Here is a 23526-nt window from a genome sequence, read left to right on the forward strand (position 1 = left end):
CCGGAGCGATGAAAGGTCGTCGATGCCGCCGCGATGCGCGACCGGCGATGCTGCTGCTAAGGCCGGCTGTTCGAGCACGGCGACTGTCCACACGATCGAGTCTCTCAAAATCGGTGCCCTGCAACATCATTGTCATGGCCACCGGTCTTTGACCGGCGAGGAATTACTTAAAGCCTAAAGTAACTCCGGTGGCGCCGTCAACACGTGTCACGGGGCTGTCAGAAAAAAATGTTGTTGCATACAATTTCGTCAGTGTGCGGCGCTCCTGCGCTCATCGACCCGTAGAAAACGCCGTGCTCGCCTTGACCCCGACGGCACTGGTCGCCGTCGCCGCCGCGCGCATTTGACGCGTCAATTAGTTTATGGTTGAAATATATTCATCGGCAGCCGACGACCGATCCTCCGATCACCGCTTGAGGAGAAGGACGATGCGCATCTTCTGGCAGAGCTTTGTTGATGCGAGCGTGAATGCGCCCTACATGGCGCGGCTGTCGGAATACCTGAACGACATCGCTGCGCCAGGCACGGCGGTCCACGTCCAGGGCATCAGTCCGCCGGACCGCGAGTTCGGACGGCTCGCGGAATTGCGCTGTGCGGTCCAGGCGATCGACAACGGCATCGCAGCGGAAGAGGGCGGGTTCGACGCCTTCGTCATGGGGCATTTTCAGGATCCCGGACTCTACGAGCTGCGCTCGGCCCTCGACATTCCCGTGATCGGGACCGGCGAGGCGACGTTGCTGGCGGCCTCACAACTCGGGCGGCGGCTGGGTCTTGTGACGCTCGATCCCGTCTTCGAGGTCTTGCACTATGAGCAGGCCGAGCGTTACGGCCTCGGCGATCGCGTCGTCCATGTGACCGGCCTTGGCTGCAGGCCGGATGATTTCGCCGATGCGTTCGCCGGAAACGCCGCCGCCCAAGCCCGCATGATCAAGGACTTCGTCGCCTGCGCACTCCCGCTGGTGGAACGCGGCGCGGATGTCGTGATCCCGGCCGGCGTGTTGCCAGGCCTCTTGATCGGGCGAGAGCATGGCCTGAAGGTCGGCCACGCTCCGGTGGTCAACTGCGCGGCCGTGGCGCTCAAGAGTGCCGAGATGTGGGTACAGCTCCGGAAGCTCAATGGCACCGAGCCCAGCCGCGGGCCGAGCTTCAGGCGGGCCAGCGCCCAGGCCCGCGATGACTTCCGCGCGCTACTTGCCCGTAACAGCCGCTAGTCCTCGAAAAACCGTTCCTGGAGAACAAATAATGATGACCCCCGAAAAGATCCTGTACGAGACCGAGGTGGCGGCGACCGGAGGTCGGGATGGCAAGGCGGTCAGCGCTGACGGTCTGCTCTCGGTGTCCCTGTCCTTGCCGAAATCGATGGGTGGTCCCGGCGGCGAAGGCACCAATCCCGAGCAGCTCTTTGCGGCCGGCTATGCCGCTTGCTTTCTCGGCGCGGTCAAGCTCGTCGCGCGCACGCGGAAGGTGGTGCCCTCTGCCGAGCCGTCCGTGACTGCGAAGGTTGCGATGGGGCCGGTGCCCGTCGGATATGCGCTCGCTGTCGAGCTGAAGGTCAGCCTGCCCGGTGTCGAGAAGGCCGTGGCCGAAGAGGTCGTTGCCGGTGCGCATGAGCGTTGCCCCTATTCGAACGCAACCCGCGGCAATATTGACGTGAAACTGACGGTGGTCTGAGGCGGATGAACGAGGGCGGTCGGTGACCAACACCTTGCGCGCACCATATGACGGCGTGGTGATCGCGGCTCCCGTCACGATTCCCTATGTGCGCTACTCCATCGAGAGCGCGCAGTGGTGGATCGGGCGGGCGCTGAGCGCGCTCGTCGCGCAGGCCGGCATCAAGGCCTCCGACATCGACGGCCTGTGCGTCTCCAGTTTCACCATGGGCACGGACAGTGGCATCGGATTGACACAGCATTTCGGGCTCTGCGTCCGGTGGTTGGACACGATCCCGCTCGGCGGCGCCAGCGCTATTGCGGCGCTGCGCAAGGCGGCGCGCGCGGTTCAGGCGCGCGATGCCGACATCGTGGCGTGCGTCGCTGGCGACACCAATCACGTCGATTCGTTCAGGCTGACGCTGGAGAATTTCTCGCGGTTCAATCAGGACGCCGTCTATCCTTACGGCGCGGGCGGCGCCAATGCCAGCTTTGCGCTGATTGCGCGCAACTATATGCGAATGTTCGGCGTCGCGCGCGAGGACGTCGGCAAGATCGCTGTCGCCCAGCGCGCCAATGCCCTGCGCAACCCGCATGCGCTCATGAAGGCTCCGCTCACGCTCGAGCAATACCTGGCGGCCCGGCCGATTTCCGATCCGATCCACCTGTTCGATTGCGTGATGCCCTGTGCGGGCGCGGAAGCTTTCCTCGTGATGCGCGATGAGACGGCTTCATCCCTGAAGCTGCCCGCCGCGCGACTCCTTTCGACGATCGAGCGGCACAATGCCTTTGCCGACGATCCGATGCAGGTGCGCGGCGGCTGGGCGATGGATGTCGACGAGCTCTATGCGATGGCCGGCGTCAAGCCTGACGATCTCGATGTCGTGCAGACCTATGACGACTATCCCGTCATCACGATGATGCAGTTCGAGGATCTCGGATTCTGCAAGAAGGGCGAGGGCGCTGAGTTCGTGCGCCAACACGATCTCACCATCGATGGCGACTTCCCGCACAACACCTCGGGCGGACAGCTCTCGGTCGGGCAGGCCGGTGCCGCCGGCGCCTATCTCGGCCTCGTTGAAGGGTTGCGGCAGGTTCTGGGCAGTGCCGGTCCCACGCAGGTCAGGAATGCGAGCCTCGCTCTGGCCTCGGGGTTCGGTATGATCAACTATGATCGTGGTCTCGCCTCGGGTGCCGCGATCCTTGCTGGACCGTCGCGATGATAGAGCAGATCAAGCCGCCCCGGCGCAAGAACCCGCTGCTGCGGACGCGGCTACCGGCCTCGCCACCGCGACCGCGCAGCAGGATGTCGCACGGGTTCACGCGCGCGGCCGCCGAAGGCCGCTTTATGCTGCAGCGCTGCGAGGCTTGCGGCACCTTTGCCTATCCGGCGCGCGAAACCTGCCCGTCTTGTCTTTCGGCCGGCCTCGCTTTCGTCGATGCGCCGCGGCGAGGTGTACTGCTTGCCGAGACAACCGCACGGGTGCCGAGCGACGTCTATTTCCGCGAACGGGCGCCGTGGCGGATCGGCCTCATCAAGATGGATTGCGGTCCGATGATCGTCGCACATCTTCATGCCGACTGCGCAGAGGGCGCGGCCGTCAGCATGTCGCTGCAACTCGACAAGAGCGGCCAGGCGGTGGCCTTTGCCCGTCCCGAAGGGGAGACTCCCAACATGGCAGACGACAAGCAGTGGCGGGAAATGACGGCCGATCCGAAATTCCGTCGCGCGCTCGTCACCAACGGCCGCAGCGTCATCGGTCAGGAAGCCGTCGCCGCTTTGAAGGCGGCGGGCGCCAAGACGGTGTTCGTCGGCGTTGCCGAACCATGGCGGCCGTTCGCCGGCGAGGAGCGGCTGCGCGGCCAGGACGGGATCGAGATCGTGACTCTCGATGCTGCTGACGAAAAATCGGCTACCGATCTTGCGGCCGACATCGGCGGCAAGGTCGATATTCTCGTCAACACGACGGAATATGTCCGGCCGGGCGGCCTGCTCGACCGCAGGGGCACGAGCATCGCACGGGACGAGATCGATCAGGCCTATCTCGGCTTCATCAATCTCGCTCAAGCCTTTGGCCCCGCCATGCGGATGCGCGGTGCCGACGGCATCAACAGCAGCGCGGCATGGGTCAATATTCTCTCGGTCTATGCACTGGCGAATTGGCCCGCCTTCGGCGCCTACTCGGCTTCGCAGGCCGCCTGCCTGTCGTTGTCGCATTGCTTGCGCGCGGAGCTGCGGCCGGGCGGCGTCCGGGTGATGAACCTGTTCACCGGCCCTGTCGACACCGAATGGTTCCAGACCGTGCCGCCGCCCAAAGTCGCGCCGCGCGTGATCGCGCAGGCGGTCGTGTCGGGCCTCAAGAACGGACTCGAAGAGATGTATGTCGGAGATGTCGCCGAAGAGATCCGGCAACGTCTCGCGGCCAATCCGAAAGCGCTCGAGCGCGAGCTCGACCGATAAGAAGCGGGATTTCAACCGAGCTGGAGGACTTGACGATGCAAAGCAATCTCCTGGAGCTAGCGAGTGCGATTTCTTCCGGCGCGGTGCGCGTCGTCGATCTGACCTTCACACTCAGTCCGGACTTTCCGGTCATCGTCCTGCCGCCGGAATTCGGTCAGGCCGCGCCTGTCCGCATCCAGGAGATATCGCGATACGATGGTCGCGGCCCGGCCTGGTACTGGAACAACGTTACGTTCGGCGAACACACCGGCACGCATTTCGACGCGCCGATTCACTGGTTCACCGGCAAGAACCTGCCGAACAATGCCGTCGACACGATGCCGGCCAAGGACATGATCGCACCGGCCTGTGTCATCGACTGCTCGGCGCAGGCGGCGCAGGATCCCGATTTCCTGCTGACCGTCCCGATTGTCGAAGCTTGGGAAGCCAGGCACGGCCGGATCCCTGAGCGGAATTGGGTCCTGCTCAGGACCGACTGGTCGAAGAAGGGGTGGCGCGACTACTCCAATCTCAGGGACGACGGCGCGCATACGCCGGGCCCGAACCCGGCGGTGATGAAGTGGCTGGTGGAGGAGCGCGGTGTCATCGGTTTCGGCACCGAAACCATCGGCACGGATGCGGGGCAGGCCGGCCACTTCGAGCCGCCTTATCCGGCGCATCATTTCCTGCACGGCGCGGGCCGCTACGGTCTGCAATGCCTGTGTAACCTCGATCAGCTTCCCCCAACCGGCGCTGTCATCGTGGCCTTACCGCTGAAGATCCAGAACGGCTCCGGCAGCCCGCTTCGAGTGATCGCTCTGGTGTCCTCGACCTGAGGCCATGGCGCTCGCCAATCAGACCAAGACATTCTCCCGAAAGACAGGTGCCATGAACTTGATCAAGAGCCTGGTGGCTTCCACTGCATTGCTGCTTGCCGTTCCGCAATTCGCGCAGGCCGAGATCCTCGTCGGATTCGTTACCGGCCTCAGTGGGCCGGTGTCATCGATCGGGATTCCCAACGCGAAGGGGATCGCGGCTGGTCAGGCCTATATCGGCGAAATCGGCGGCGAGAAGCTGCGGGTTATCCAGCTCGATGATGGCTCTGATCCGACCGCGTCGGCACGCAATGCGCGCAAGCTGGTCGAGCAAGAAAAGGTCGATATCCTGATCGGCACGTCCGGAGCTCCCCAGACGCTGGCGATGGCGACCGCGGCCATCCAGATGAAGATTCCGATGATCGCGGTGTCGCCGATCGCACCGGTGCCATCAGGCGACGGCGGTCCCTGGGTCGTGCAGACACCGCAGCCGACGCCGCTTCTGGTGCAAGGAATCGTGGACCACATGAAGGCGAAGGGCCTGACGACCGTCGCCTTCATCGGTTTCTCCGATGCGTTCGGCGATCTCATGTACAATTCGCTCGAGCAGAGTGCGAAGGCCGCCGGCATCAAGGTCATCGCCAACGAACGCTACGCCCGGTCGGACTCCTCGGTGACGGCTCAGGTGCTGCGCGCACTCGCCGCGCGTCCCGACGCCATCATGCTCGGCGGCACCGGCACGCCAGGCGCGCTGCCGGTCATCGCGCTGTCCGAGCGGGGATATAAGGGACCGCTCTACGGCAATCACGGGCTGATCAGCGCCGATTTCCTTCGTCTGGCCGGCAAGGCCGCCAACGGCATCATGTGCCCGACGGGACCTGTGACCGCGGCGGAGCAGCTTCCGGCCAGCAATCCGATCCAGAAGGTCGCCCTGGATTTCCGCACGGCCTTCGAAAAGGCCAACGGCGAGGCGCCGACGGATTCATTCTCGTCCTATTCCTTCGACGGCTGGCTGATCTTCGCCGACGCCGCCAAGCGTGCGCTGGCAGCCGGTGCCAAACCAGGCTCACCTGAGTTCCGTACCGCGATTCGCCAGGCGCTGTTCACCACCAAGGAGGTCGTCGGGACGCAGGGCGTCTACACCTACACGTCGGCGGACCGGCATGGAGTCGACGATCGCTCGCGCATCATGGTTCAGATCGAGGACGGCAAGTACAAGCTGTTGCCTTGAGGTGCGAGCATGGTCGTAATGGAGAAAGATGCGCTGGCGAACATCACCGAGGTGGTCGGCGGTGAGGACGTGACGCCTGCCTGGGCGCGCGCGATGGCGTCGTTTCCGCCGTCTGAGCGCATCCTCTCGACGATGCTCACGCGCCAGGCGGAGCGTTACGGCGATCGCCTTCTGCTCGTTGCCGGAGAGGCGCGTTGGAGCTTTACGCAGGCTGCGACGATTGCGGCTGCGTCGGCCCAGACGCTGGTCGATGCCGGGATCAAGCCGGGCGACCGGGTCGCGCTGATGTGCTCGAACCGTCCGGAGTTCTTGCAGGTCTATCTCGGCTGTGCGTGGCTGGGGGCGATTGCGGTCCCGATCAATACCGCCTTGCGCGGCTTCCAGCTGTCCCACATTTTCCGCAACTCGCGTCCCGCGCTGCTCGTCATCGAGGCTCAGTTCGCCAGCGCGGTCGAGAGTGTCGAGGCGGATGTCGAGCTGCCGCCTCGGACCTGGATCATCGGAGCTGCCGCCGACGCAATCGGTGCCAGGCTTTCCGCGGTCCCGCTGCCGCCTCTTGGCGCCGCAGCCCCGGCCGGCGCCGTGCGTCCCGGTGACACCGTTGCGATCCTCTATACGTCGGGCACCACGGGGCCTGCGAAGGGTGTGTGCTGTCCGCAGGCGCAGCTGTTCTGGTGGGGCGTCTATTCGGCGCGCGCGCTCGGAATCCGCGAGGGCGATGTGCTGTTCACGACGCTGCCGCTGTTCCACACCAACGCGCTGAATGCGTTCTATCAGGCGCTGCTGAACGGATGCACGTACGTGCTCGAGCCGAAGTTCTCGGCTTCCGGCTTTTGGGCTGCCGCGCGACAGCACAATGCGACGGTCGGCTATCTGCTCGGTGCGATGGCGTCGATGCTCCTGGCACAGCCGAAGAGCGCAGACGAGTCAATGCATCGTCTTCGTGTCGCTCTTGGCGGCGGCGTGCCGCCGCAAATCCACGGCCCGTTCCGCGAGCGCTTCGGCGTACCGCTGGTCGACGGCTACGGGTCGACGGAGACGAATTTCGTGTTCGCCGGCACGATTCCGTCGGATCGGGCGGGGACGATGGGGTACCTGGCCGATGGCATTGAGGCGCGGATCGTCGACGAGAATGATTCCGCGCTGCCTGATGGAGAGGCCGGCGAGCTCGTGCTTCGCGCGAGAGAACCCTTTGCGTTCGCGTCCGGCTATTTCGGCATGCCGGAGAAGACCGTGGAGGCCTGGCGAAATCTGTGGTTCCACTCAGGCGATCGGGTCGTTCGCGATTCCGACGGGCATTATCGCTTCATCGATCGCATGAAGGATTCCATCCGCAGGCGCGGCGAGAACGTGTCCTCGTGGGAGGTCGAGCAGGCGATCCAGGCGCACCCCGCGGTCGCTGCCTGCGCGGTCTACCCGCTGCCGTCGGAGTTGGGTGAGGATGAAGTTGCTGCTGCGATTCTGCTGGAACCGGGCCACTTGCTACAGCCCGTCGACATCGTCAGGCATTGCGAAGGACGGATCGCCTATTTCGCTATTCCGCGTTATGTGCGAATCCTCGGTCAGATGCCGCTGACGGAGAACGGCAAGATCAAGAAGGGCGTGCTGCGCGATGCCGGTGTCACGACGGATACATGGGATCGCGAAGCGGCCGGAGTGAAGGTACGACGCTGACGTCGTATCCGCTCAAGGTTTTTGCAAGGCGTCCCTGACGGCGGCCTTGAGTTCGTCGAGCTCGCCGATCAATCCATCGAACCGATCTGCCGGGAAATCCGCCAGCAGCTCGGCAAGCCATGCGCCGTGGCTCTTGGCCATTCGCCTGAAGATCTTGCGGCCTTCGACCGTCATACAGACGATCTGCACCCGCCGGTCGAGGTTCGACGCCGTGCGGGTGATGTATCCATCTGCGACCAGGCGGTCGACGATTGGCGTGAGGTTCCCGGCGGAGACCATCAGGCGCTTGGGCAGCTCTCCCAGCACAAGTCCGCTTGGTTCGCGGTCGAGCTGGGCGAGAACGTCGAAGCGGGGCATCGTGAAGTCGAACTCTTCGCGAAACCGGCGCCGCAACTCGCTTTCGATGAGGGACGTGCAGGCGAGGAGTCGGAGCCAAAGGCGTGTTTGAGCCCTGTACTCAGCCTCCTGATCCGTCTCGTTCTTGGCCGAAACAGGGGTGGACTCCTTCGCGAGTGCCAATCGAATCTCCCGGGCTTCGTGGCTTACGAAAGCTGGCGCAGCTCTCGTGACATTGGCAAGATAGTTCGTGCCAAAAGTAAATTCAAGGCTGGGTCCGAAGGATCCGGAATCGGCGCCGCCGTGCATCCGATTTACACTAAAATTCAGATCGACGCTGCGGCGAGGGGCGTGCCCTCCAGGGCCTTTGCAGAACCGCCTTGACAAGGCACGCGTCGAGGAAATATTTTATACTTAAAATAATTGGGTGAGAGCTCGGCGCAACGCGCGAAAGCGAGGGATCATGCGCATAGTCTGTATCGGCGGCGGGCCGGCCGGCCTCTATCTGGGCCTCCTGATGAAGCGTCGACATCCGGAACATGTCGTCACGGTCGTCGAGCGCAACAAGCCCTACGATACGTTTGGCTGGGGGGTGGTATTCTCCGATGCCATGATGTCTGCGATGCGTCTTGCCGACCCCGAAAGCGCGGCCGAGATCGAGGACGCCTTCAATCATTGGGACGACATCGAGCTGATCTTCAAGGGGACGCGCCAGCGCACGACCGGCCACGGCTTCATCGGCATTGGTCGCAAGCATCTGCTCAACATTCTCCAGAGGCGCTGCGAGGCTCTGGGTGTCGAGCTCGCCTTCGAGCGTGAGGTGGAGTCCGATCTCGAATTCCCCGACGCCGACCTGATCGTCGCCTGCGACGGTGTGAACTCCAGGATTCGCGCCCGCTATGCCGAACAGTTCCAGCCGGACATGGTGATCCGGCCGAACCGCTACATCTGGCTCGGCACCAAGAAGGCGTTCGACGCCTTCACGTTCGATTTCCAGAGGACCGAGCACGGCTGGTTCCAGGCACACATTTACAAGTTCGACGCGGAGACCTCGACCTTCATCGTCGAGACCACGGAAGAGACCTACAATGCTCACGGGCTGGGCGAGCTCGATCAGCAGGGGTCGATCGACTTCTGCGAGAAGATCTTTGCCGAGACGCTCGACGGTGCGAAGCTCTTGACCAACGCCCGCCATCTGCGCGGCTCGGCCTGGCTCAATTTCAGCCGCCTGATCTGCGGCAGATGGAGCGTGTTCAACGGCCGCTCCCATGTCGTGCTGATGGGAGACGCCGCGCACACTGCGCATTTCGCCATCGGGTCGGGCACCAAGCTCGCGCTCGACGACGCCATCGAGCTCGCCAACCAGTTCGATCGCCATGGTCACGGGCGCGACCGCATCCAGACCGTGCTGGAGGCCTACGAGGAAGTACGCCGCGTCGACGTGGCGCGCATCCAGAACGCCGCGCGCAATGCGATGGAATGGTTCGAGGTGGTCGGCCGGCGCTATGCTGATACGCTCGAACCGCCGCAATTCTTCTATTCGATGCTGACGCGTTCCCAGCGCATCAGCCATGAAAACCTGCGCCTGCGCGACCGTGCCTGGTTGGAAGGATTCGAGCGATGGTTTGCCGCGCGCTCGGGCATCGCCGTCGAGGACGGCGAACGGGTACCGCCGCCGATGCTGACGCCGCACCGCGTGCGCGGCCTCACGCTGGCGAACCGCATCATGGTCTCGCCGATGGCGATGTATTCGGCGAAGGACGGGCTGATCAACGACTTCCACATCGCCCACCTCGGAGCGCGCGCCATGGGCGGCGCCGCGTTGATCTTTGCCGAGATGACCTGCGTCTCACCGGATGCCAGGATTACGCCGGGCTGTCTCGGGCTCTGGAATGATGAGCAAGCGGCACAATGGCGCCGGCTGGTCGATCTGGTCCATAGCCTCGGACATGCCAAGGTCGGCATCCAGCTCGGCCATGCCGGGCGGAAGGGATCGACCCGGCTCGCCTGGGAGGGGATTGACCAACCGCTGGCTTCAGGCAATTGGCCGCTGATCTCGGCTTCCGCGCTGCCCTATCTGCCGCACAGCCAGTTGCCGCGGGAGATGAACCGCAGCGACATGGACCGCGTCCGCGACGATTTCGTCGCCGCAACGCGCCGTGCTGCCGACGCCGGTGTCGATTGGCTCGAGCTTCATTGCGCCCATGGCTATTTGCTATCGAGCTTCCTCTCGCCGCTGACCAACCGGCGGACTGACGAATATGGCGGCAACCACGAAAATCGTGCGCGCTTTCCGCTGGAGGTCTTCAGGGCGATGCGCGCGGCGTGGCCATCCGATCGGCCGATGTCGGTGCGGCTGTCCTGCCATGACTGGACCGAAGGCGGCAACACGCCGGCCGACGCCGCGATCTTCGCTGCGATGTTCAAGGAGGCGGGAGCAGACGTGATCGATTGCTCCTCGGGACAGGTCTGGAAGGAGGAACGGCCGATCTACGGCCGCCTGTTCCAGACGCCATTCGCCGATCTGATCCGCAACGAAGTCGGCATCGAGACGATAGCAGTCGGTGCGATCTCCGAGGCCGATCACGCCAACTCGATTCTCGCGGCTGGCCGCGCGGATTTCTGCGCGATTGCGCGGCCGCATCTCGCCGACCCGGCCTGGACGCTGCACGAAGCCGCGCGCATCGGGATCACAGCGGTCAACTGGCCAAAGCAATATCTGTCCGCCAAGGGACAATACGAAGCCAATCTGGCGCGTGCCGCTGCCGTGGCCGCGCAGTGAGCGAAGGAGGGATCGGATGAACTCCGTGGTAAAGATGATCCGGCGCGAATGGCTGGACTGGCCGTTCTTCGAGCCCCGCCATCTTGCGATCGGCGAGGCGCTCGATCGCTTCGTGCAGTCGGGAGCCCTCGACAAGATCGATCACCATGATGTGGATGGTGCCTGTCGCAAGCTTGTGCGCGCGATGGGCGCGGCGGGGTTGCTCGATTGCGCGGTCGCGGCGCCCGATGGCGATGCGACGTCGATCGATTCCCGCTCGATCTGCCTGTCGCGCGAGTCGCTGGCCTATGCCGATGGCCTCGCCGATTTTGCTTTCGCCATGCAGGGGCTTGGCTCCGGAGCGATTGCACTGGGTGGCTCGGCGGAGTTGCGCAAGGCCGTGCTGCCGAAGGTGCGTTCCGGCGAATGGCTCGCGGCCTTCGCGCTCTCCGAGAAGGAGGCGGGGTCGGACGTCGCGGCGATGTCCTGCACGGCGCGGGCCGACGGCGACACCTACGTCATCGACGGCGAGAAGACCTGGATCTCGAACGGCGGCATTGCCGACGTCTATACGCTGTTTGCGCGAACGGGCGAGGCGCCGGGCGCCCGCGGCATTTCGGCCTTCGTCGTCTTTCCGGATGATCCCGGTTTTAGCATTGCCGAGCGCATCGACGTCATTGCGCCGCACCCGCTGGCGACGTTGCGCTTTACTAATTGCCGGATTCCCGCGAGCCGTAGGCTCGGCGCGCCCGGGGGCGGGTTCAAGCTCGCGATGCAGACGTTGGATATTTTCCGCGCATCGGTCGCCGCCGCAGCCCTCGGCTTTGCCCGTCGCGCGCTCGACGAGGCATTGTCGCATGCCCGCAGCCGAAACATGTTCGGTGCGACGCTGGGGGATCTTCAACTGACCCAGGCCGCGCTCGGCGACATGGCGACCGACACCGACGCGGCGGCGCTGCTGACCTACCGCGCGGCCTGGCGCCGCGATGTCCAGAAGCTTCCGACGACGCGCGAAGCCGCCATGGCGAAGCTGACCGCCACCGAGACCGCGCAGCGCGTCATCGACCGTGCCGTCCAGATGTTCGGCGGCCGCGGCGTGCGCAAGGGAGAGGTCGTCGAAAGTCTCTACCGCGAAATCCGCGCGCTGCGCATCTACGAGGGTGCGACCGAGGTCCAGAAGTTGATTGTCGCCCGCGAGCTGTTGAAGCCGCGCTGAAGGGATTGAGAACTACGCATGAGCACGATCAGCAAGCCGGAAGCCCCCGTTGTGCGTGGTCTGCAACTGCTTCAGCCCAGCGGCTGGCCGCAGCCGAAGGGGTATGCGAATGGCGTCATGGCTGAAGGACGACTCATCGTGACGGGTGGTGTGGTCGGTTGGGACGCAGCCGGGCGATTTGCGGACGGCTTCGTTGCGCAGGTCCGCCAGACGCTCGAGAACATCGTCGCGATTCTGGCAGAGGGGGGCGCGCGGCCGGACAATCTCGTGCGCCTGACCTGGTACGTCGTGGACATGGACGAATATGTGTCGAACCTGAAAGCGCTCGGCAAAGTCTATCGCGAGGTCATTGGCACCCATTACCCCAGCATGGCGCTGGTGCAGGTCGTGCGTCTCGTCGAGCCATCCTCGCGTGTCGAGATCGAGGCGACGGCCGTCGTCCCGCGCTGACGAAGGCGTCGGCCGCAGGCCCGCGGCGAGACCGCGACGATGGAAAGCTCTCTACGGCGCCCGTGATGGATTGGAGCGAGAGCTCAATATTTTCAATCGGCTAAGGGGCGGCGTGTGCACGATGTGTGCACCGGGAGATGCACAAAAATCTATCGACTGCAAATTTGAGCAGACGGTCTGAGGCGTGATACTGAGCTCGGCTTCCGCGCGATCGAATTGACGAGAGCAGTGCAGCGACTACAACAGGCGTTTCGCCGCCGGTCATGAGTGAGAAAGAAGCCCAATGTTCCTGACCGAGAACGATCTGAATGAATTGGTGACATGGCGACGCCATCTTCACGCCGTGCCGGAACTGTCGGGGCAAGAGGCAAAAACCGCGGAAGCCGTGCGGGCCCGTCTTCAGGCGGCGGGTGCCGACAGGATCGTTTCGGGCCTCGGTGGTCACGGCGTGCTTGGAATCTATGATGGACGTGAGTCTGGCCCGACGATCATGCTTCGGGCCGAACTGGATGCACTGCCGATTCAAGAAAAATCAGAACTCAAGCATCGATCGCTGATAGCAGGAAAGGCCCATCTCTGCGGTCATGATGGTCATATGGCAATTCTGGCGGCCGTAGCGCAAAATCTGAGCCAGCAACGTCCAAGCCGAGGTCGCGTAGCGCTCCTGTTTCAGCCGGCCGAGGAGGACGGGTCCGGTGCGGCCGCCGTTCTGGCTGACGCGAAGTTTGAGCAGGTGCGGCCCGACTTTGTCTTCGCGCTGCATAACCTTCCCGGCCTCGGTCTTGGACAGGTCTCTCTTGCCGAAGGTTTGGTGAATTGCGCCTCGCAAGGAATGCAGATCAGATTATCAGGACGAACGACGCACGCGTCGAATCCGGCGCTCGGTATCTCCCCGAAAGACGCGCTCGCCAGGCTTCTGCTGGAGATACCCGCGCTCGGGCGCGGGACGGAGCTAGACGACGACTTCTCAATGCTGACGGTCACCCACGCAAGACTTGGTGAGCCTGCGTTCGGTATCGCGCCAGGCTTCGGCGAATTGTGGGCGACACTGAGAACATGCACCGACGTGATGATGGAACGGCTCCGCCTGGAGGCGGAAGACTTGGTTCGAAGCGTGACGGCCGGTGAGGGGCTGAGCACGGAAATCGCTTATCGCGACGTCTTCAATCATTGCGCAAACGACGTCGATGCTGTTGCCCAGCTTAGAAGCGCGCTGGACGCAGAGGGGGTGCGACATTCGGCGGAGGGCCTTCCACTGCGTGGCTCCGAGGACTTCGGACGTTTTAGCTCCCGTTCGAAGTCGGCGATGTTTTTCCTGGGAGCCGGCAAAGAGCATCCCGGGTTGCATGAGCCGAACTACGACTTTCCGGATCAGTTGATAGAAATTGGTGCAAGAATATTCATACGCACCATACGCAACCTGCTTGGCTAAATAGAGAATTCCGGACGGAGTGACAGCGTATCGCCTGCATGTCACATGTTGGATCGGCGCTTAGAACGATTTGAAACTAGAAGCTTTCGAAAATTTGCAGTGAAGTTCGAAGCAGGAAATCGCTTCTCCGATCACGACGGTTTCGTCGTGCAACCTTAGATAATTTCTAGGTCCCAATTCCTTCTCGCAGCACCGTCGTATGTTAGGAAGCGACGGGGACGTGCTTGCAAGTGGAATTGGGGCGCAGGAATGATGCGTGAACTCTCGGCCAGGAAAATCGTGCGTACACTATCGTTGGGCGCGGTGAGTTATCTCGCACTGTCGATGGAATCTTCGGGTGACCTTCAGCATGCGGTTGCGCAATCCAATCTGCCGCCCGTGACCGTGGATGCCCCCAAGCCAAGAGTTCGTCAGCCGGTCCAGAGATCACAGTCGACGCGCGCCTCGCGTGGACAGCGATCAGTCGCCGCGGCGCCTCCGCGCCAGGCTGCACCCGTTCCCTATGTGGTGCCCTCGACCGGAACGGTCGGCACGGTGCCGCCCGCCTACGCAGGCGGCTGGGTTGCAACCGGCGGGAGTCTCGGTCTGCTCGGCAATCGCGGCGTGATGAACACGCCGTTCAACCAGACGAGCTATACGGCGGAGCTGATCAAGAATCAGCAGGCGCGCACCGTCGGCGATGTGCTGTTCAACGATCCCTCGGTCCGGGTGAAGACGCCTGCCGGCAATGGCATCGATGGTGTCTACATCAGGGGCTTCTACCACGACAGTGGCGACTACGCCATGAATGGCCTCTATGGAATGGCGCCGTTCTATTCCACGTCAGCGAATTTCCTTGAGCGCGTCGAGGTTCTGAAGGGACCGGGCGTGCTTCTCGGCGGCATGCCGCCTGCAGGTGCCAATGGTGGTAGCATTAACTTGGTGACTAAGCGCGCACCTGACTTCGACATCACGCAACTCACTGCACTTTACATATCAAGGTCTCAGTTCGGACTGCAAACCGATGTGAGCCGTCGATACGGCGAACATAAAGAATGGGGCGTCCGGTTCAATGGTGAGGCGCGGGGCGGCTCGACTGCGTATGATCGGCAGACCGATCAGTTCGGCAACGCCGTGCTCAATCTGGACTACCGGGGTGAACGCGTGCGCTTTTCAACGGATATCGGTTATCAGGCTGATGATCTGAAGCCGCCGCTGCGGTTCCTGACGTTTACCACCAGTCCTCCGTTCGCGACCACCATCCCAGTTCCCGCCCTTCCGAAGCCCGGCGCCAATTACATGCCGGAATGGGCGACATGGAAACCGAAAGACGCGTTTGCCATGACGCGCGGTGAAGTCGATTTAACGGAGTCGGTGACGGCGTACGGTGCGGCTGGATATCACAAGAGCGAGATCGACTACGTCTATCCATCGCCGCGCATCACGAACGCGAACGGCAACTGGACGGCCGTTCCATTCAGCGGGCGCGATGTTTATGACAATTATACAGGTGAGGTCGGGCTGCGAGCCTCGGTGGATACCGGCCCCATCAATCATCTCTTGACTGTGAACTACTCGGCTTTCGAGCGAGATTACAGTTCGTTCGGCAGGGCAGGCGCTGCGATCAATTCAAACTTGTACAATCCGGTTCCGATCCCTTATCCCAACTTCGCTACCGTCGCCCAGAATCTGGAGACGCGAACCAAGCTTACCAGTGTCGGTATCGCTGATACGATGTCGATGTTCAACAACAGGCTTCAGTTTGTTGTCGGGGCGAGGCGGCAGACAGCGGGCGTAGACAGCGTGAACCTGCTGACCTCTGCCAAATCGAGTGTCGACGTTCCGACCTGGAGTCCCGGCTATGCGGTCATCGTCAAGCCGGTGGAGAACATCTCCCTTTACGCAAACTACATCGAAGGCCTTAAGGCGCCCGAAGTCGTTGTCGGCGCCACGTCGTATTCGAACGTTGGCGAGATCATTCCTCCTGCTCAGACCAAGCAGAAGGAAGTCGGCATGAAGGTCGATATGGGCCGGATCGGCTTTACTGCCAGCGCATTTGACATCAGCAGTCCGAACATTATTTCGGTCGCAGTGCCGGGGCAAACCCTACCTGCGAGGCGACTTTCCGGCGAGCAGCGCAATCGGGGCTTCGAACTGTTCACCTTCGGGGAGGTGACCCCGACGTTCCGGGTGCTGGGTGGTGTGAGCTTCATTGACGGCGAGGTCGTCAGGCAGGCGGTCTCCGTCGGATCGATCATCGTCAACTACAATGGCAAGGTTCCCGTCGGCGTGTCGGCGGTTAACTTGAACCTCGGCGCCGAGTGGGACACCCCGTTCCTGCCGGGACTGACTATGACCGGCCGGGTCATCTACACTAGCGAGAGCTACGCCAACGATGCGAATACGCAGGAGCTTCCAGCGTGGACGCGAGTCGACCTTGGCGCACGCTACACATTCCTGTCGCCTTGGAACGGTAAGCCGATTGTTGTTCGCGCCAGCGTGGAGAACGTGTTCAACGAGGCGTACTGGAATTCCTATCGCACGGTGAGTAGCGCGGTATCACTCGGCGCGCCGCGCACCTACCTCCTGTCGACGACGTTCAATTTCTGAACGCTGGTCCTTGGTACTCCCGATGCGCACCGCCGTGGATCTGGTCCGCGGCGGTTTTTCGTTGGTCCATAATCAGCAAGCTGCACTTGTCGCGATTGATGACAGTGTCATGAAACACCACCGCGATAAAATGCACCATCATGCTACATCGGAAAAGTTCCTTCTTACGCAGTTAGAATTGCAGCAATCTGCGACATGTTCTGAAATCTCGATATTTTCCCGCGTATTGGCGCGCAAGCGCGGAGGTTGCATTGTGTTCTCCCGTCGCCAGTTTTGAGGTCTTACAAAAAGGCGCGTCGATATTGCTTTGACCCTCGTCGGCTTCTGACCTAGTCAAACGTCTCTGCTTTCGCTTTCCGAAAAGGGGATCGCGCCATGATGGTGTTCGACAGAGACGACGTCACCTTCACCGTCGTCGTCAATCACGAAGAGCAATACTCCATCTGGCCGACGTTCAAGGAGATTCCTGCCGGCTGGAAGGCGGTGGGCAAGTCAGGCAGCAAGAAGGAATGTCTCGACCATATCGAGCAGGTGTGGACCGACATGCGCCCGCTCAGCTTGCGCAAGTTCATGGACGGCGCGTCGCCTCAGCAGACGACGTAGTCAGCGAAGTCTGGTCGTCCGATGCGGCTTCTTTGTCTGCCTTATTCCGGCGGCAGTGCCATGTTCTATGCGCGGTGGCGCAGGCTGCTGCCGTCATGGATCGACGTTCGGCCGGTCGAATGGCCCGGGCGTGGTGCGCGCATGGACGAGCCGCTGGCGACCGATCCGGGCGTGCTGGCGGCGCAGCTGGCTGGTGAACTCGCGGCGCAGCTCGACGGGCCCTATGCGTTGTTCGGGCACAGCCTCGGTGCCGTGATCGCGTTCGAGCTCGCACATGGCCTGCTCGATAGCGGAGTGCCTGCGCCGGCCATTCTCTTCGCCTCGGGTGCGGAAGCGCCGGCGGTGCGGGACGGCAGCAAGTGGCGCCATCCCCTGAGCGACCAGGCGCTGATGCAGGAGCTGCGTCATCTTCAGGGCACACCCGACGAGGCGCTGTCGAATGCCGAGTTGATGCGATCCGCGCTGCCGGTACTGCGCGCAGATTTTCTGATGTGCGGAGCCTATGCCTACCGGCCGCGGCGTCCATTGCCGTGCCCCGTACACGTTTTTGGCGGAGCGGACGACGAGACCAGCCGCGAAGCACTCGAGGCTTGGCGGCTGGAGACCTCGGCGGCATTCACGCTCGATATTCTGCCCGGGCATCACTTCTTCATTCACACACAGCAGGCCGAACTGATCGACCGGATCGGCTGGGCGCTGGCCCGGCAATCGGGGCGATCGACCGGTTTGCATCGGAGCGAGGATCATGAGCGCGTTCTCCGTCCAGCCACTCATTGAGGGCAAGGCTCTTCCCATGCTGCTTAGGGCAGGTGAGGCCGGGCAGCCGCTCGGCGAATCCCTTCCCATGCTGCGTGCAACGATCGACCGGTACCTCACCGACAGCGGCGGCATCGTGTTTCGCGATTTCGCGCTCGATGGTCCCGATGCGTTTCGAGCCTTCGCGGCCGATTTCGGCCACCCGCTGCTGACCTACGAGTTCGGGTCGACGCCGCGTTCGCAGGTGACCTCAGGCGTCTACACGTCCACGGAGTATCCGCCGCACCAGCATATCCCGCTGCACAACGAGCAGGCCTATACCCGCGATTGGCCGATGAAGATCTGGTTCTACTGCATGCAGCCAGCGCTGGAAGGCGGCGAGACGCCGATCGCCGACAGCCGCGCCATCTATCGCGACATGCCGCCGGCCATTCGCGAGCGGTTCGCCGAGAAGGGCGTGATGTATGTGCGGAACTACGGCAACGGGCTCGACGTCGATTGGCAGCAGGTGTTCGGCACCGACTCCAGATCGGAGGTGGAAGCTTACTGCGCTCGCCACGACATCGAATGCGAGTGGAAGGAAGATGGCGAACTCCGTACGCGCCAGGTCTGTCAGGGCACGGCGCAGCACCCGGTCACGAAGGAGTGGGTCTGGTTCAACCAGGCGCATCTGTTCCATGTCTCCAATCTCGAGCCGGAGGTGCGCGAGAGTCTGCTCGACGTGGTCGAGGACGAAGCCGATCTACCGCGCAACGTCTTCTATGGCGACGGTTCGACGATCGAGGACGAAACATTGTCAACGGTCCGGACCGTTCTGGAGAGGCACAAGATCAGCTTTCCCTGGCAGGCTGGGGACGTCGTGATGCTCGACAACATGCTCACCGCGCACGCGCGGGCCCCGTTCAGGGGTCCGCGCAAGGTGATCGTCGCCATGGCGGAAGCTCATCGGCAGGGGTGATCGGCAAGGGTGATCAGCGGCACGTCTCATTCGGGCGGCGGGGATTTCCGGCGCGCGGCCGGACAGGAATTTGAGAACATGGACAGATCCGACCTCGTCGAACGCTTGCGAGAGCATGCCGCCTTGCGACCGGAGAAGGTGGCGTTGCGATTCCTGGAGGGCGACGACGTCGCCGACGAGCTGACGTTCGCCGCGCTCGACGCTCGGATCAGGGCGCTTGCGGCTTGGTTTCAGCAGATGGGCGGTACGGGCGAGCGGGCGGTGATCCTGCTTCCGAGCGGGATCAACTATGCCGTCGCATTCTATGCCTGCCTGTATTCGGGCGTAATCGCCGTGCCGGCCTATCCGCCTGAGGGCGGCCCCGAGCGCTATGCGGGACGACTCAACGGTATCCTGCGAGATGCCGCGCCGCGCTTCATCCTGGTGGAGACGGGGCTGCGCGGCCTCATCGAGGCGGCATTGCCCGAGCTCGCCGACGTGCAGATCGTTGCGGTGGACACGATTTCGCCCGATCTCGCGGCGGACTGGCGCGAGACGGGGCCTGCGGCCGATGGGATCGCGTTCCTCCAATACACATCCGGCTCGACCTCGCAGCCGAAGGGCGTTTGCGTCTCTCACGGCAATCTGGCGGCCAACGAGCGTGCCATCGAAGCGGTTTGTGGCGGAACGCCGGACGACGTGTTTGTGAGCTGGCTGCCGCTCTATCACGACATGGGGCTGATCGGCGGACTTCTGAACCCGCTGTTCACGGGCTTTACCGGCGTCCTGATGTCGCCACGGAACTTCCTGGAGCGGCCACGGCGCTGGCTCGAGGCCATCGACCGTCACGGCGGCACGTTGAGCGGTGGCCCCGACTTCGCGTACTCACTCTGCACCGACCGCATCTCGGAAGAGACCATCCGTCGGCTCGACCTCAGCCGGTGGAGGTTTGCGTTCTCGGGCTCGGAGTTCGTCCGCCGCACCACCTTCGAGAAATTTGGCGACCGGTTTGCGCGGGCCGGGTTCGATCGACGGGCGTTGACGGCTTGCTATGGCCTTGCGGAGGCGACGCTGCTGGTCACGGCCAGCGACATCACCGCCGAGACCGTCAGCTACACGCTCGACACCGCGGGACTCGCCGCCGGCCGCATCGCGAGCGCCAGCGAAGGCACGGACCTCGTGGCATGTGGTCGAACTGCTGCTGGTCACGCCGTGCGCATCATGCGTATCGACGGCTCCGCCGAGGCCGAGGCGAATGAGGTCGGCGAGATCTGGGCCTCGGGTCCCAGCGTCGCGCATGGATATTGGAACAATGCCCAGGCCACACATCAGGCCTTCGTCGAGCGGGATGGCGTGCGTTGGCTGCGGACCGGCGACATCGGCTTCCTTCGCGACGGCGCACTCGTGGTGGCCGGTCGTCTCAAGGACCTGCTGATCGTTCGCGGGCAGAACGTCTATCCGACGGACGTGGAGCAGGCGGTCGAAGCCGAGGTCGAATCCGTCCGCAGCGGACGGGTTGCCGCCTTTCCCGTCGAGGTCGATGGGCGTGAGGCCATCGGAGTGGCGGCGGAGTTCAGCCGCGCCGTGCTCAAGCGCAGCAACCCGGAAGTGCTCGCACATGCGATCGGCGAAGCCGTCCTCCGGCAGGCGCAGGAATATCCGGCGGTGATCGTTCTGCTGAACCCGCAAGCGATGCCGTTGACAACGAGCGGCAAGCTGCAGCGGTCGGCCTGCGCAACGCGTCTCGCCGACAACACACTCGACAGCTTCGCGGTGTTCGAGAGAGGGCGTCGCCGCGGCACTGCATCCCTGACGGTGCCGGCGACTGATACCGAGCGCGCCGTCGCTGCGATGTGGTGCGAGGCGCTTGGCGTCGCGGCGGTGCATCGCGAGGACGATTTCTTTGTGCTGGGCGGAAACTCGATCGCGGCTGGCCAAGTAGCCGCGGCGATCGGCGACCGCCTGAACGTGGAAGTGGAGCTGCGCACCTTCTTCGACGCGCCGGCGCTTGCGGCCTTCGCTGGCCGGATCGATGTTTTGGCGGGCACCGGCGCTGGCCGGGCGCTCCCGCCGATCCCATGGGCCGTCGCGGCCGATCGCACGATGCTGTCGCACGCACAGGAGCGGCTCTGGTTCCTCTGGAACATGGATCCTGCTGGGACAGCCTATACCGTTGCGAGCACAATCGGTCTGAAGGGACGGCTCGACCGTGCAGTGCTTTCGCGTGCTTTCGGCGAGATCGTCCGTCGTCACGAGATATTGCGCACCAGGTTCATCGCCAGAGACGGCCGTGGAACGCAGCTCATCCACGATGTCGTGAGCATCGGCGTCCGGCACGAGGATCTCCGCGCCTATTCTGTGCGGGAGCGCTCCGAGCGCGCGGAGACGGTCAGGCGATCAGAGCTCGGCAAGCCGTTCGATCTCGTGAACGGGCCATTGTTGCGCGTCGTGCTGCTTCAATTCGCGGACGATGCATATGAACTGCTGCTGCTGGCCCATCACATCATCGTCGATGGCAGGTCGCTTGATGTGTTGCTCGAAGAGCTAGCCGCTCTCTATCGGGCCGGTACTGGTCAAGGCGCAGGCGTGCCGCCGGTTCCGGCAATTCAATATGCTGATTTTGCGGCCTGGCAGCGAAGCTGGCTTGCGGACGGCGAGGGCGATCGGCAGCTCGCCTATTGGCGCGCCAAGCTCGGCGATGTTCACCCGGTGCTGGCGCTGCCGCATGATCGGCCGCGCCCGACGATCCAGAGCCATGCCGGCGATACGATCGGTCTGGCCATCGACGCCGTGCTTGCGTCCCGGCTCCGGGAGATCGCCGGCAAGCAGCGCGTCAGCGTCTTCATGCTGCTGCTCGGCGCATATTACGCGCTGCTCCAGCGCTACACCGGGCAGAGTGATTTGCGTGTCGGCGTGCCGGTCGCCGGGCGCCGGCATACGCAGCTCGAACGACTGATCGGATGTTTCGTCAACACGCTGGTGCTGCGGGCCGAGATGACCGCCGAAGCGAGCTTCACGAGCCTGTTGCGTCAGGTCAGGGAATCGGTGGTCGAGGCACTGGCGCACCAGGATCTTCCGTTCGAAATGCTGGTCGACAGCCTCAAGCCCGAACGCAGCGGTAGGCAAAATCCCCTGTTCCAGGCGAAGTTCAACTACATGACGGCGCCGGGCGGTTTCTCCGGCGTCGAGGGGCTCACTGCCGACATCGACATTGTCGATCTCGCTGGTTCGCATTTCGATGTCGCCCTCGACGTCATCGATGGCGTCGGCATGAAGGTCACGTTCAACTACGCCATCGATCTGTTCGAGCGTCCGACTATCGCGCGATTGGCGACGCAATTCGGTTCGATGCTGCGCCAGATTGCCGACAACGCCGAGCGGCGGATATCGGACTTCGTCATCGACGACGGACACCGGCAGACCGTGCCGAGTGAGGCTGCGGCGTTCGGCTTCGCCGATGTGGTGAGCCTTCATCGCGCGGCGACAGTCGATCGACAGACCGCCATCGCCATTCGATGCGGCCGGGGGCAACTGACCTTTGCGGAGCTCGAGCAGCGGTCAAATCGTATCGCACACGCCCTCATCGCGAAGGGCGTGGCACGCGAGACACCGGTTGCGCTGTGGATCGAGCGCTCTCCGGCCTTTGTCGTCGCCTTGCTCGGTGTGCTGAAGGCGGGCGGCTCTTATGTCCCGCTCGATCCGAAATGGCCGTTGGAGCGCGTCCGCCGTATCCTGACCGACGGCGGCATCGACATCATGCTTGCGGCGGGCGACAAATTGGCGGATGCGCGCGAGCTGGGCTGCCTGGTGCTCGACGCGGAGGCGGAAGCGGCGCGCGCCGAGGTATCGAGCCTGCCGCTCGACACGACCATTCATCCAACGCAGACCGCTTACGTCATCTATACCTCCGGATCGACCGGCGCGCCTAAGGGCGTCAGCGTCTCGCACGGGGCCTTGGCCAATTATGTCCAGGCTCTGCTGCAACGTCTGAAGCCGCGCCCGTCGGCGAGCATGGCGATGGTTTCGACGGTGGCGGCCGACCTCGGCCACACTGTCCTGTTCGGTGCGCTCGCATCCGGCGGCACGCTGCATCTGCTGTCACCGGAGGCCGTATTCGACGCGGATGCGTTTGCACAAGCGATGCGCGAGGGCGAGGTCGACATTCTCAAGATCGTGCCGAGCCATCTGCGAGGGCTGCTTCAGGCCTCGCACTCGGCCGATCTGCTCCCCCGCGACGCGCTCGTCCTGGGCGGCGAGGCGTGCGATGGCGCGCTGCTGGACGACGTCCGGCGTTTGCGGCCGGAATGCCGGATCCTGAATCATTACGGGCCCACGGAAACGACCGTCGGTGCGGTGACGCATGAGTGCGCGGCAGGCCGCGGGGACGGTTCGGTTCCGATCGGTCTGCCCCTTGCCAATCTGCGCGTCCATGTCCTCGATGACGCCTTGAACGAGGTGCCGATCGGAGTCGTTGGCGAGCTCTATGTCGGCGGCGCTGGGCTGGCGCGGGGCTATCGCGGCGCGGCGGGCCTGACCGCGGAACGCTTCGTGCCGGATCCATTCGGCGCCGCGGGCGGGCGCCTCTACCGAACCGGCTGATCGTGTCCGCTGCGACCGCGAGGGCCGGCTGATATTCC

The 23526-nt window shown here is 63.5% G+C and carries 18 protein-coding genes; 17 read left to right on the forward strand and 1 reads right to left on the reverse strand.

The annotated features are described in order from the left end of the window. Window positions 1–428: 428 nt before the first annotated feature. The 7 genes from I6F09_RS00415 to I6F09_RS00445 are packed head-to-tail and all read left to right on the forward strand — an operon-like array spanning window position 429 to window position 7809. The gene (locus I6F09_RS00415; protein WP_225187239.1) at window positions 429–1211 is read left to right on the forward strand and encodes an aspartate/glutamate racemase family protein; all 783 of its coding nucleotides are present in this window, start codon (window positions 429–431) and stop codon (window positions 1209–1211) included. 31 nt (window positions 1212–1242) lie between these two features. Further along, window positions 1243–1671, forward strand: a complete 429-nt coding sequence (locus I6F09_RS00420; protein WP_311735370.1) for an organic hydroperoxide resistance protein — start codon at window positions 1243–1245, stop codon at window positions 1669–1671. A 22-nt stretch (window positions 1672–1693) separates the two neighbouring features. Then, window positions 1694–2872: a thiolase family protein gene (locus I6F09_RS00425; protein WP_109144175.1), complete on the forward strand. Its 1179-nt coding sequence runs from the start codon at window positions 1694–1696 to the stop codon at window positions 2870–2872. Beyond that, window positions 2869–4110 (forward strand): SDR family NAD(P)-dependent oxidoreductase, encoded by a 1242-nt coding sequence (locus I6F09_RS00430; RefSeq protein ID WP_225187240.1) that lies wholly within the window; start codon window positions 2869–2871, stop codon window positions 4108–4110. Before I6F09_RS00425 ends, I6F09_RS00430 begins: the two co-directional genes overlap by 4 nt. A 35-nt stretch (window positions 4111–4145) precedes the next feature. After that, on the forward strand, window positions 4146–4925 hold the full coding sequence (locus I6F09_RS00435) for a cyclase family protein (RefSeq protein WP_225187241.1): 780 nt from the start codon (window positions 4146–4148) through the stop codon (window positions 4923–4925). A gap of 52 nt (window positions 4926–4977) precedes the next feature. Further along, window positions 4978–6135 (forward strand): ABC transporter substrate-binding protein, encoded by a 1158-nt coding sequence (locus I6F09_RS00440; RefSeq protein WP_225187242.1) that lies wholly within the window; start codon window positions 4978–4980, stop codon window positions 6133–6135. Window positions 6136–6144: 9 nt separating this feature from the next. Next, window positions 6145–7809 (forward strand): ATP-dependent acyl-CoA ligase, encoded by a 1665-nt coding sequence (locus I6F09_RS00445; protein WP_225187243.1) that lies wholly within the window; start codon window positions 6145–6147, stop codon window positions 7807–7809. Between the two features lie 12 nt (window positions 7810–7821). Here I6F09_RS00445 and I6F09_RS00450 read toward each other — a convergent pair whose 3' ends face one another. Next, on the reverse strand, window positions 7822–8328 hold the full coding sequence (locus I6F09_RS00450) for a MarR family transcriptional regulator (RefSeq protein WP_036013463.1): 507 nt from the start codon (window positions 8326–8328) through the stop codon (window positions 7822–7824). Window positions 8329–8608: 280 nt separating this feature from the next. On the opposite strand from I6F09_RS00450, the gene I6F09_RS00455 reads away from it, so the two are divergent. The 10 genes from I6F09_RS00455 to I6F09_RS00500 all read left to right on the forward strand — a co-directional run bounded on the left by I6F09_RS00455 (window position 8609) and on the right by I6F09_RS00500 (window position 23488). Next, window positions 8609–10927, forward strand: coding sequence for a bifunctional salicylyl-CoA 5-hydroxylase/oxidoreductase (locus tag I6F09_RS00455; RefSeq protein WP_225187244.1), 2319 nt, complete (start codon window positions 8609–8611; stop codon window positions 10925–10927). A 16-nt stretch (window positions 10928–10943) separates the two neighbouring features. Further along, the gene (locus I6F09_RS00460) at window positions 10944–12122 is read left to right on the forward strand and encodes an acyl-CoA dehydrogenase family protein (RefSeq protein WP_225187245.1); all 1179 of its coding nucleotides are present in this window, start codon (window positions 10944–10946) and stop codon (window positions 12120–12122) included. 18 nt (window positions 12123–12140) lie between these two features. Further along, window positions 12141–12572 carry a RidA family protein gene (locus I6F09_RS00465; protein WP_225187246.1) on the forward strand — a complete coding sequence of 144 codons (432 nt, stop codon included), beginning with the start codon at window positions 12141–12143 and terminating at the stop codon, window positions 12570–12572. Window positions 12573–12855: 283 nt separating this feature from the next. Continuing rightward, window positions 12856–14004, forward strand: a complete 1149-nt coding sequence (locus tag I6F09_RS00470) for an amidohydrolase (RefSeq protein ID WP_225187247.1) — start codon at window positions 12856–12858, stop codon at window positions 14002–14004. 249 nt (window positions 14005–14253) lie between these two features. Then, entirely contained in the window at window positions 14254–16593 is a 2340-nt protein-coding gene (locus I6F09_RS00475) for a TonB-dependent siderophore receptor (RefSeq protein ID WP_225187248.1), read from the forward strand. A gap of 22 nt (window positions 16594–16615) precedes the next feature. Next, window positions 16616–16870, forward strand: coding sequence for a hypothetical protein (locus I6F09_RS00480; RefSeq protein WP_141697691.1), 255 nt, complete (start codon window positions 16616–16618; stop codon window positions 16868–16870). Window positions 16871–16968: 98 nt separating this feature from the next. Beyond that, window positions 16969–17196, forward strand: coding sequence for an MbtH family protein (locus tag I6F09_RS00485; protein WP_036013449.1), 228 nt, complete (start codon window positions 16969–16971; stop codon window positions 17194–17196). 21 nt (window positions 17197–17217) lie between these two features. After that, on the forward strand, window positions 17218–17973 hold the full coding sequence (locus I6F09_RS00490) for an alpha/beta fold hydrolase (protein ID WP_225187249.1): 756 nt from the start codon (window positions 17218–17220) through the stop codon (window positions 17971–17973). Beyond that, complete coding sequence (locus I6F09_RS00495; protein WP_036023852.1) at window positions 17942–18910, forward strand: TauD/TfdA family dioxygenase; 969 nt, start codon at window positions 17942–17944, stop codon at window positions 18908–18910. The genes I6F09_RS00490 and I6F09_RS00495 overlap by 32 nt, the downstream gene beginning before the upstream one ends. 78 nt (window positions 18911–18988) lie before the next feature. Beyond that, a complete protein-coding gene (locus I6F09_RS00500) occupies window positions 18989–23488 on the forward strand; it encodes a non-ribosomal peptide synthetase (protein ID WP_225187250.1) in 4500 nt (1499 codons plus the stop codon). Window positions 23489–23526: the final 38 nt, after the last annotated feature.

The organism is Bradyrhizobium sp. IC3195 (genome assembly GCF_020193585.1).
Lineage (GTDB): Bacteria > Pseudomonadota > Alphaproteobacteria > Rhizobiales > Xanthobacteraceae > Bradyrhizobium > Bradyrhizobium yuanmingense.

Excerpts from the sequence above, each read along its gene's own strand:
- I6F09_RS00415 (WP_225187239.1), top strand. The coding sequence starts at position 429 with ATGCGCATCTTCTGGCAGAGCTTTGTTGATGCGAGCGTGAATGCGCCC.
- I6F09_RS00420 (WP_311735370.1), top strand. The coding sequence starts at position 1,243 with ATGATGACCCCCGAAAAGATCCTGTACGAGACCGAGGTGGCGGCGACC.
- I6F09_RS00430 (WP_225187240.1), top strand. The coding sequence starts at position 2,869 with ATGATAGAGCAGATCAAGCCGCCCCGGCGCAAGAACCCGCTGCTGCGG.
- I6F09_RS00435 (WP_225187241.1), top strand. The coding sequence starts at position 4,146 with ATGCAAAGCAATCTCCTGGAGCTAGCGAGTGCGATTTCTTCCGGCGCG.
- I6F09_RS00440 (WP_225187242.1), top strand. The coding sequence starts at position 4,978 with ATGAACTTGATCAAGAGCCTGGTGGCTTCCACTGCATTGCTGCTTGCC.
- I6F09_RS00445 (WP_225187243.1), top strand. The coding sequence starts at position 6,145 with ATGGTCGTAATGGAGAAAGATGCGCTGGCGAACATCACCGAGGTGGTC.
- I6F09_RS00455 (WP_225187244.1), top strand. The coding sequence starts at position 8,609 with ATGCGCATAGTCTGTATCGGCGGCGGGCCGGCCGGCCTCTATCTGGGC.
- I6F09_RS00460 (WP_225187245.1), top strand. The coding sequence starts at position 10,944 with ATGAACTCCGTGGTAAAGATGATCCGGCGCGAATGGCTGGACTGGCCG.
- I6F09_RS00465 (WP_225187246.1), top strand. The coding sequence starts at position 12,141 with ATGAGCACGATCAGCAAGCCGGAAGCCCCCGTTGTGCGTGGTCTGCAA.
- I6F09_RS00470 (WP_225187247.1), top strand. The coding sequence starts at position 12,856 with ATGTTCCTGACCGAGAACGATCTGAATGAATTGGTGACATGGCGACGC.
- I6F09_RS00475 (WP_225187248.1), top strand. The coding sequence starts at position 14,254 with ATGATGCGTGAACTCTCGGCCAGGAAAATCGTGCGTACACTATCGTTG.
- I6F09_RS00480 (WP_141697691.1), top strand. The coding sequence starts at position 16,616 with ATGCGCACCGCCGTGGATCTGGTCCGCGGCGGTTTTTCGTTGGTCCAT.
- I6F09_RS00485 (WP_036013449.1), top strand. The coding sequence starts at position 16,969 with ATGATGGTGTTCGACAGAGACGACGTCACCTTCACCGTCGTCGTCAAT.
- I6F09_RS00490 (WP_225187249.1), top strand. The coding sequence starts at position 17,218 with ATGCGGCTTCTTTGTCTGCCTTATTCCGGCGGCAGTGCCATGTTCTAT.
- I6F09_RS00495 (WP_036023852.1), top strand. The coding sequence starts at position 17,942 with ATGAGCGCGTTCTCCGTCCAGCCACTCATTGAGGGCAAGGCTCTTCCC.
- I6F09_RS00500 (WP_225187250.1), top strand. The coding sequence starts at position 18,989 with ATGGACAGATCCGACCTCGTCGAACGCTTGCGAGAGCATGCCGCCTTG.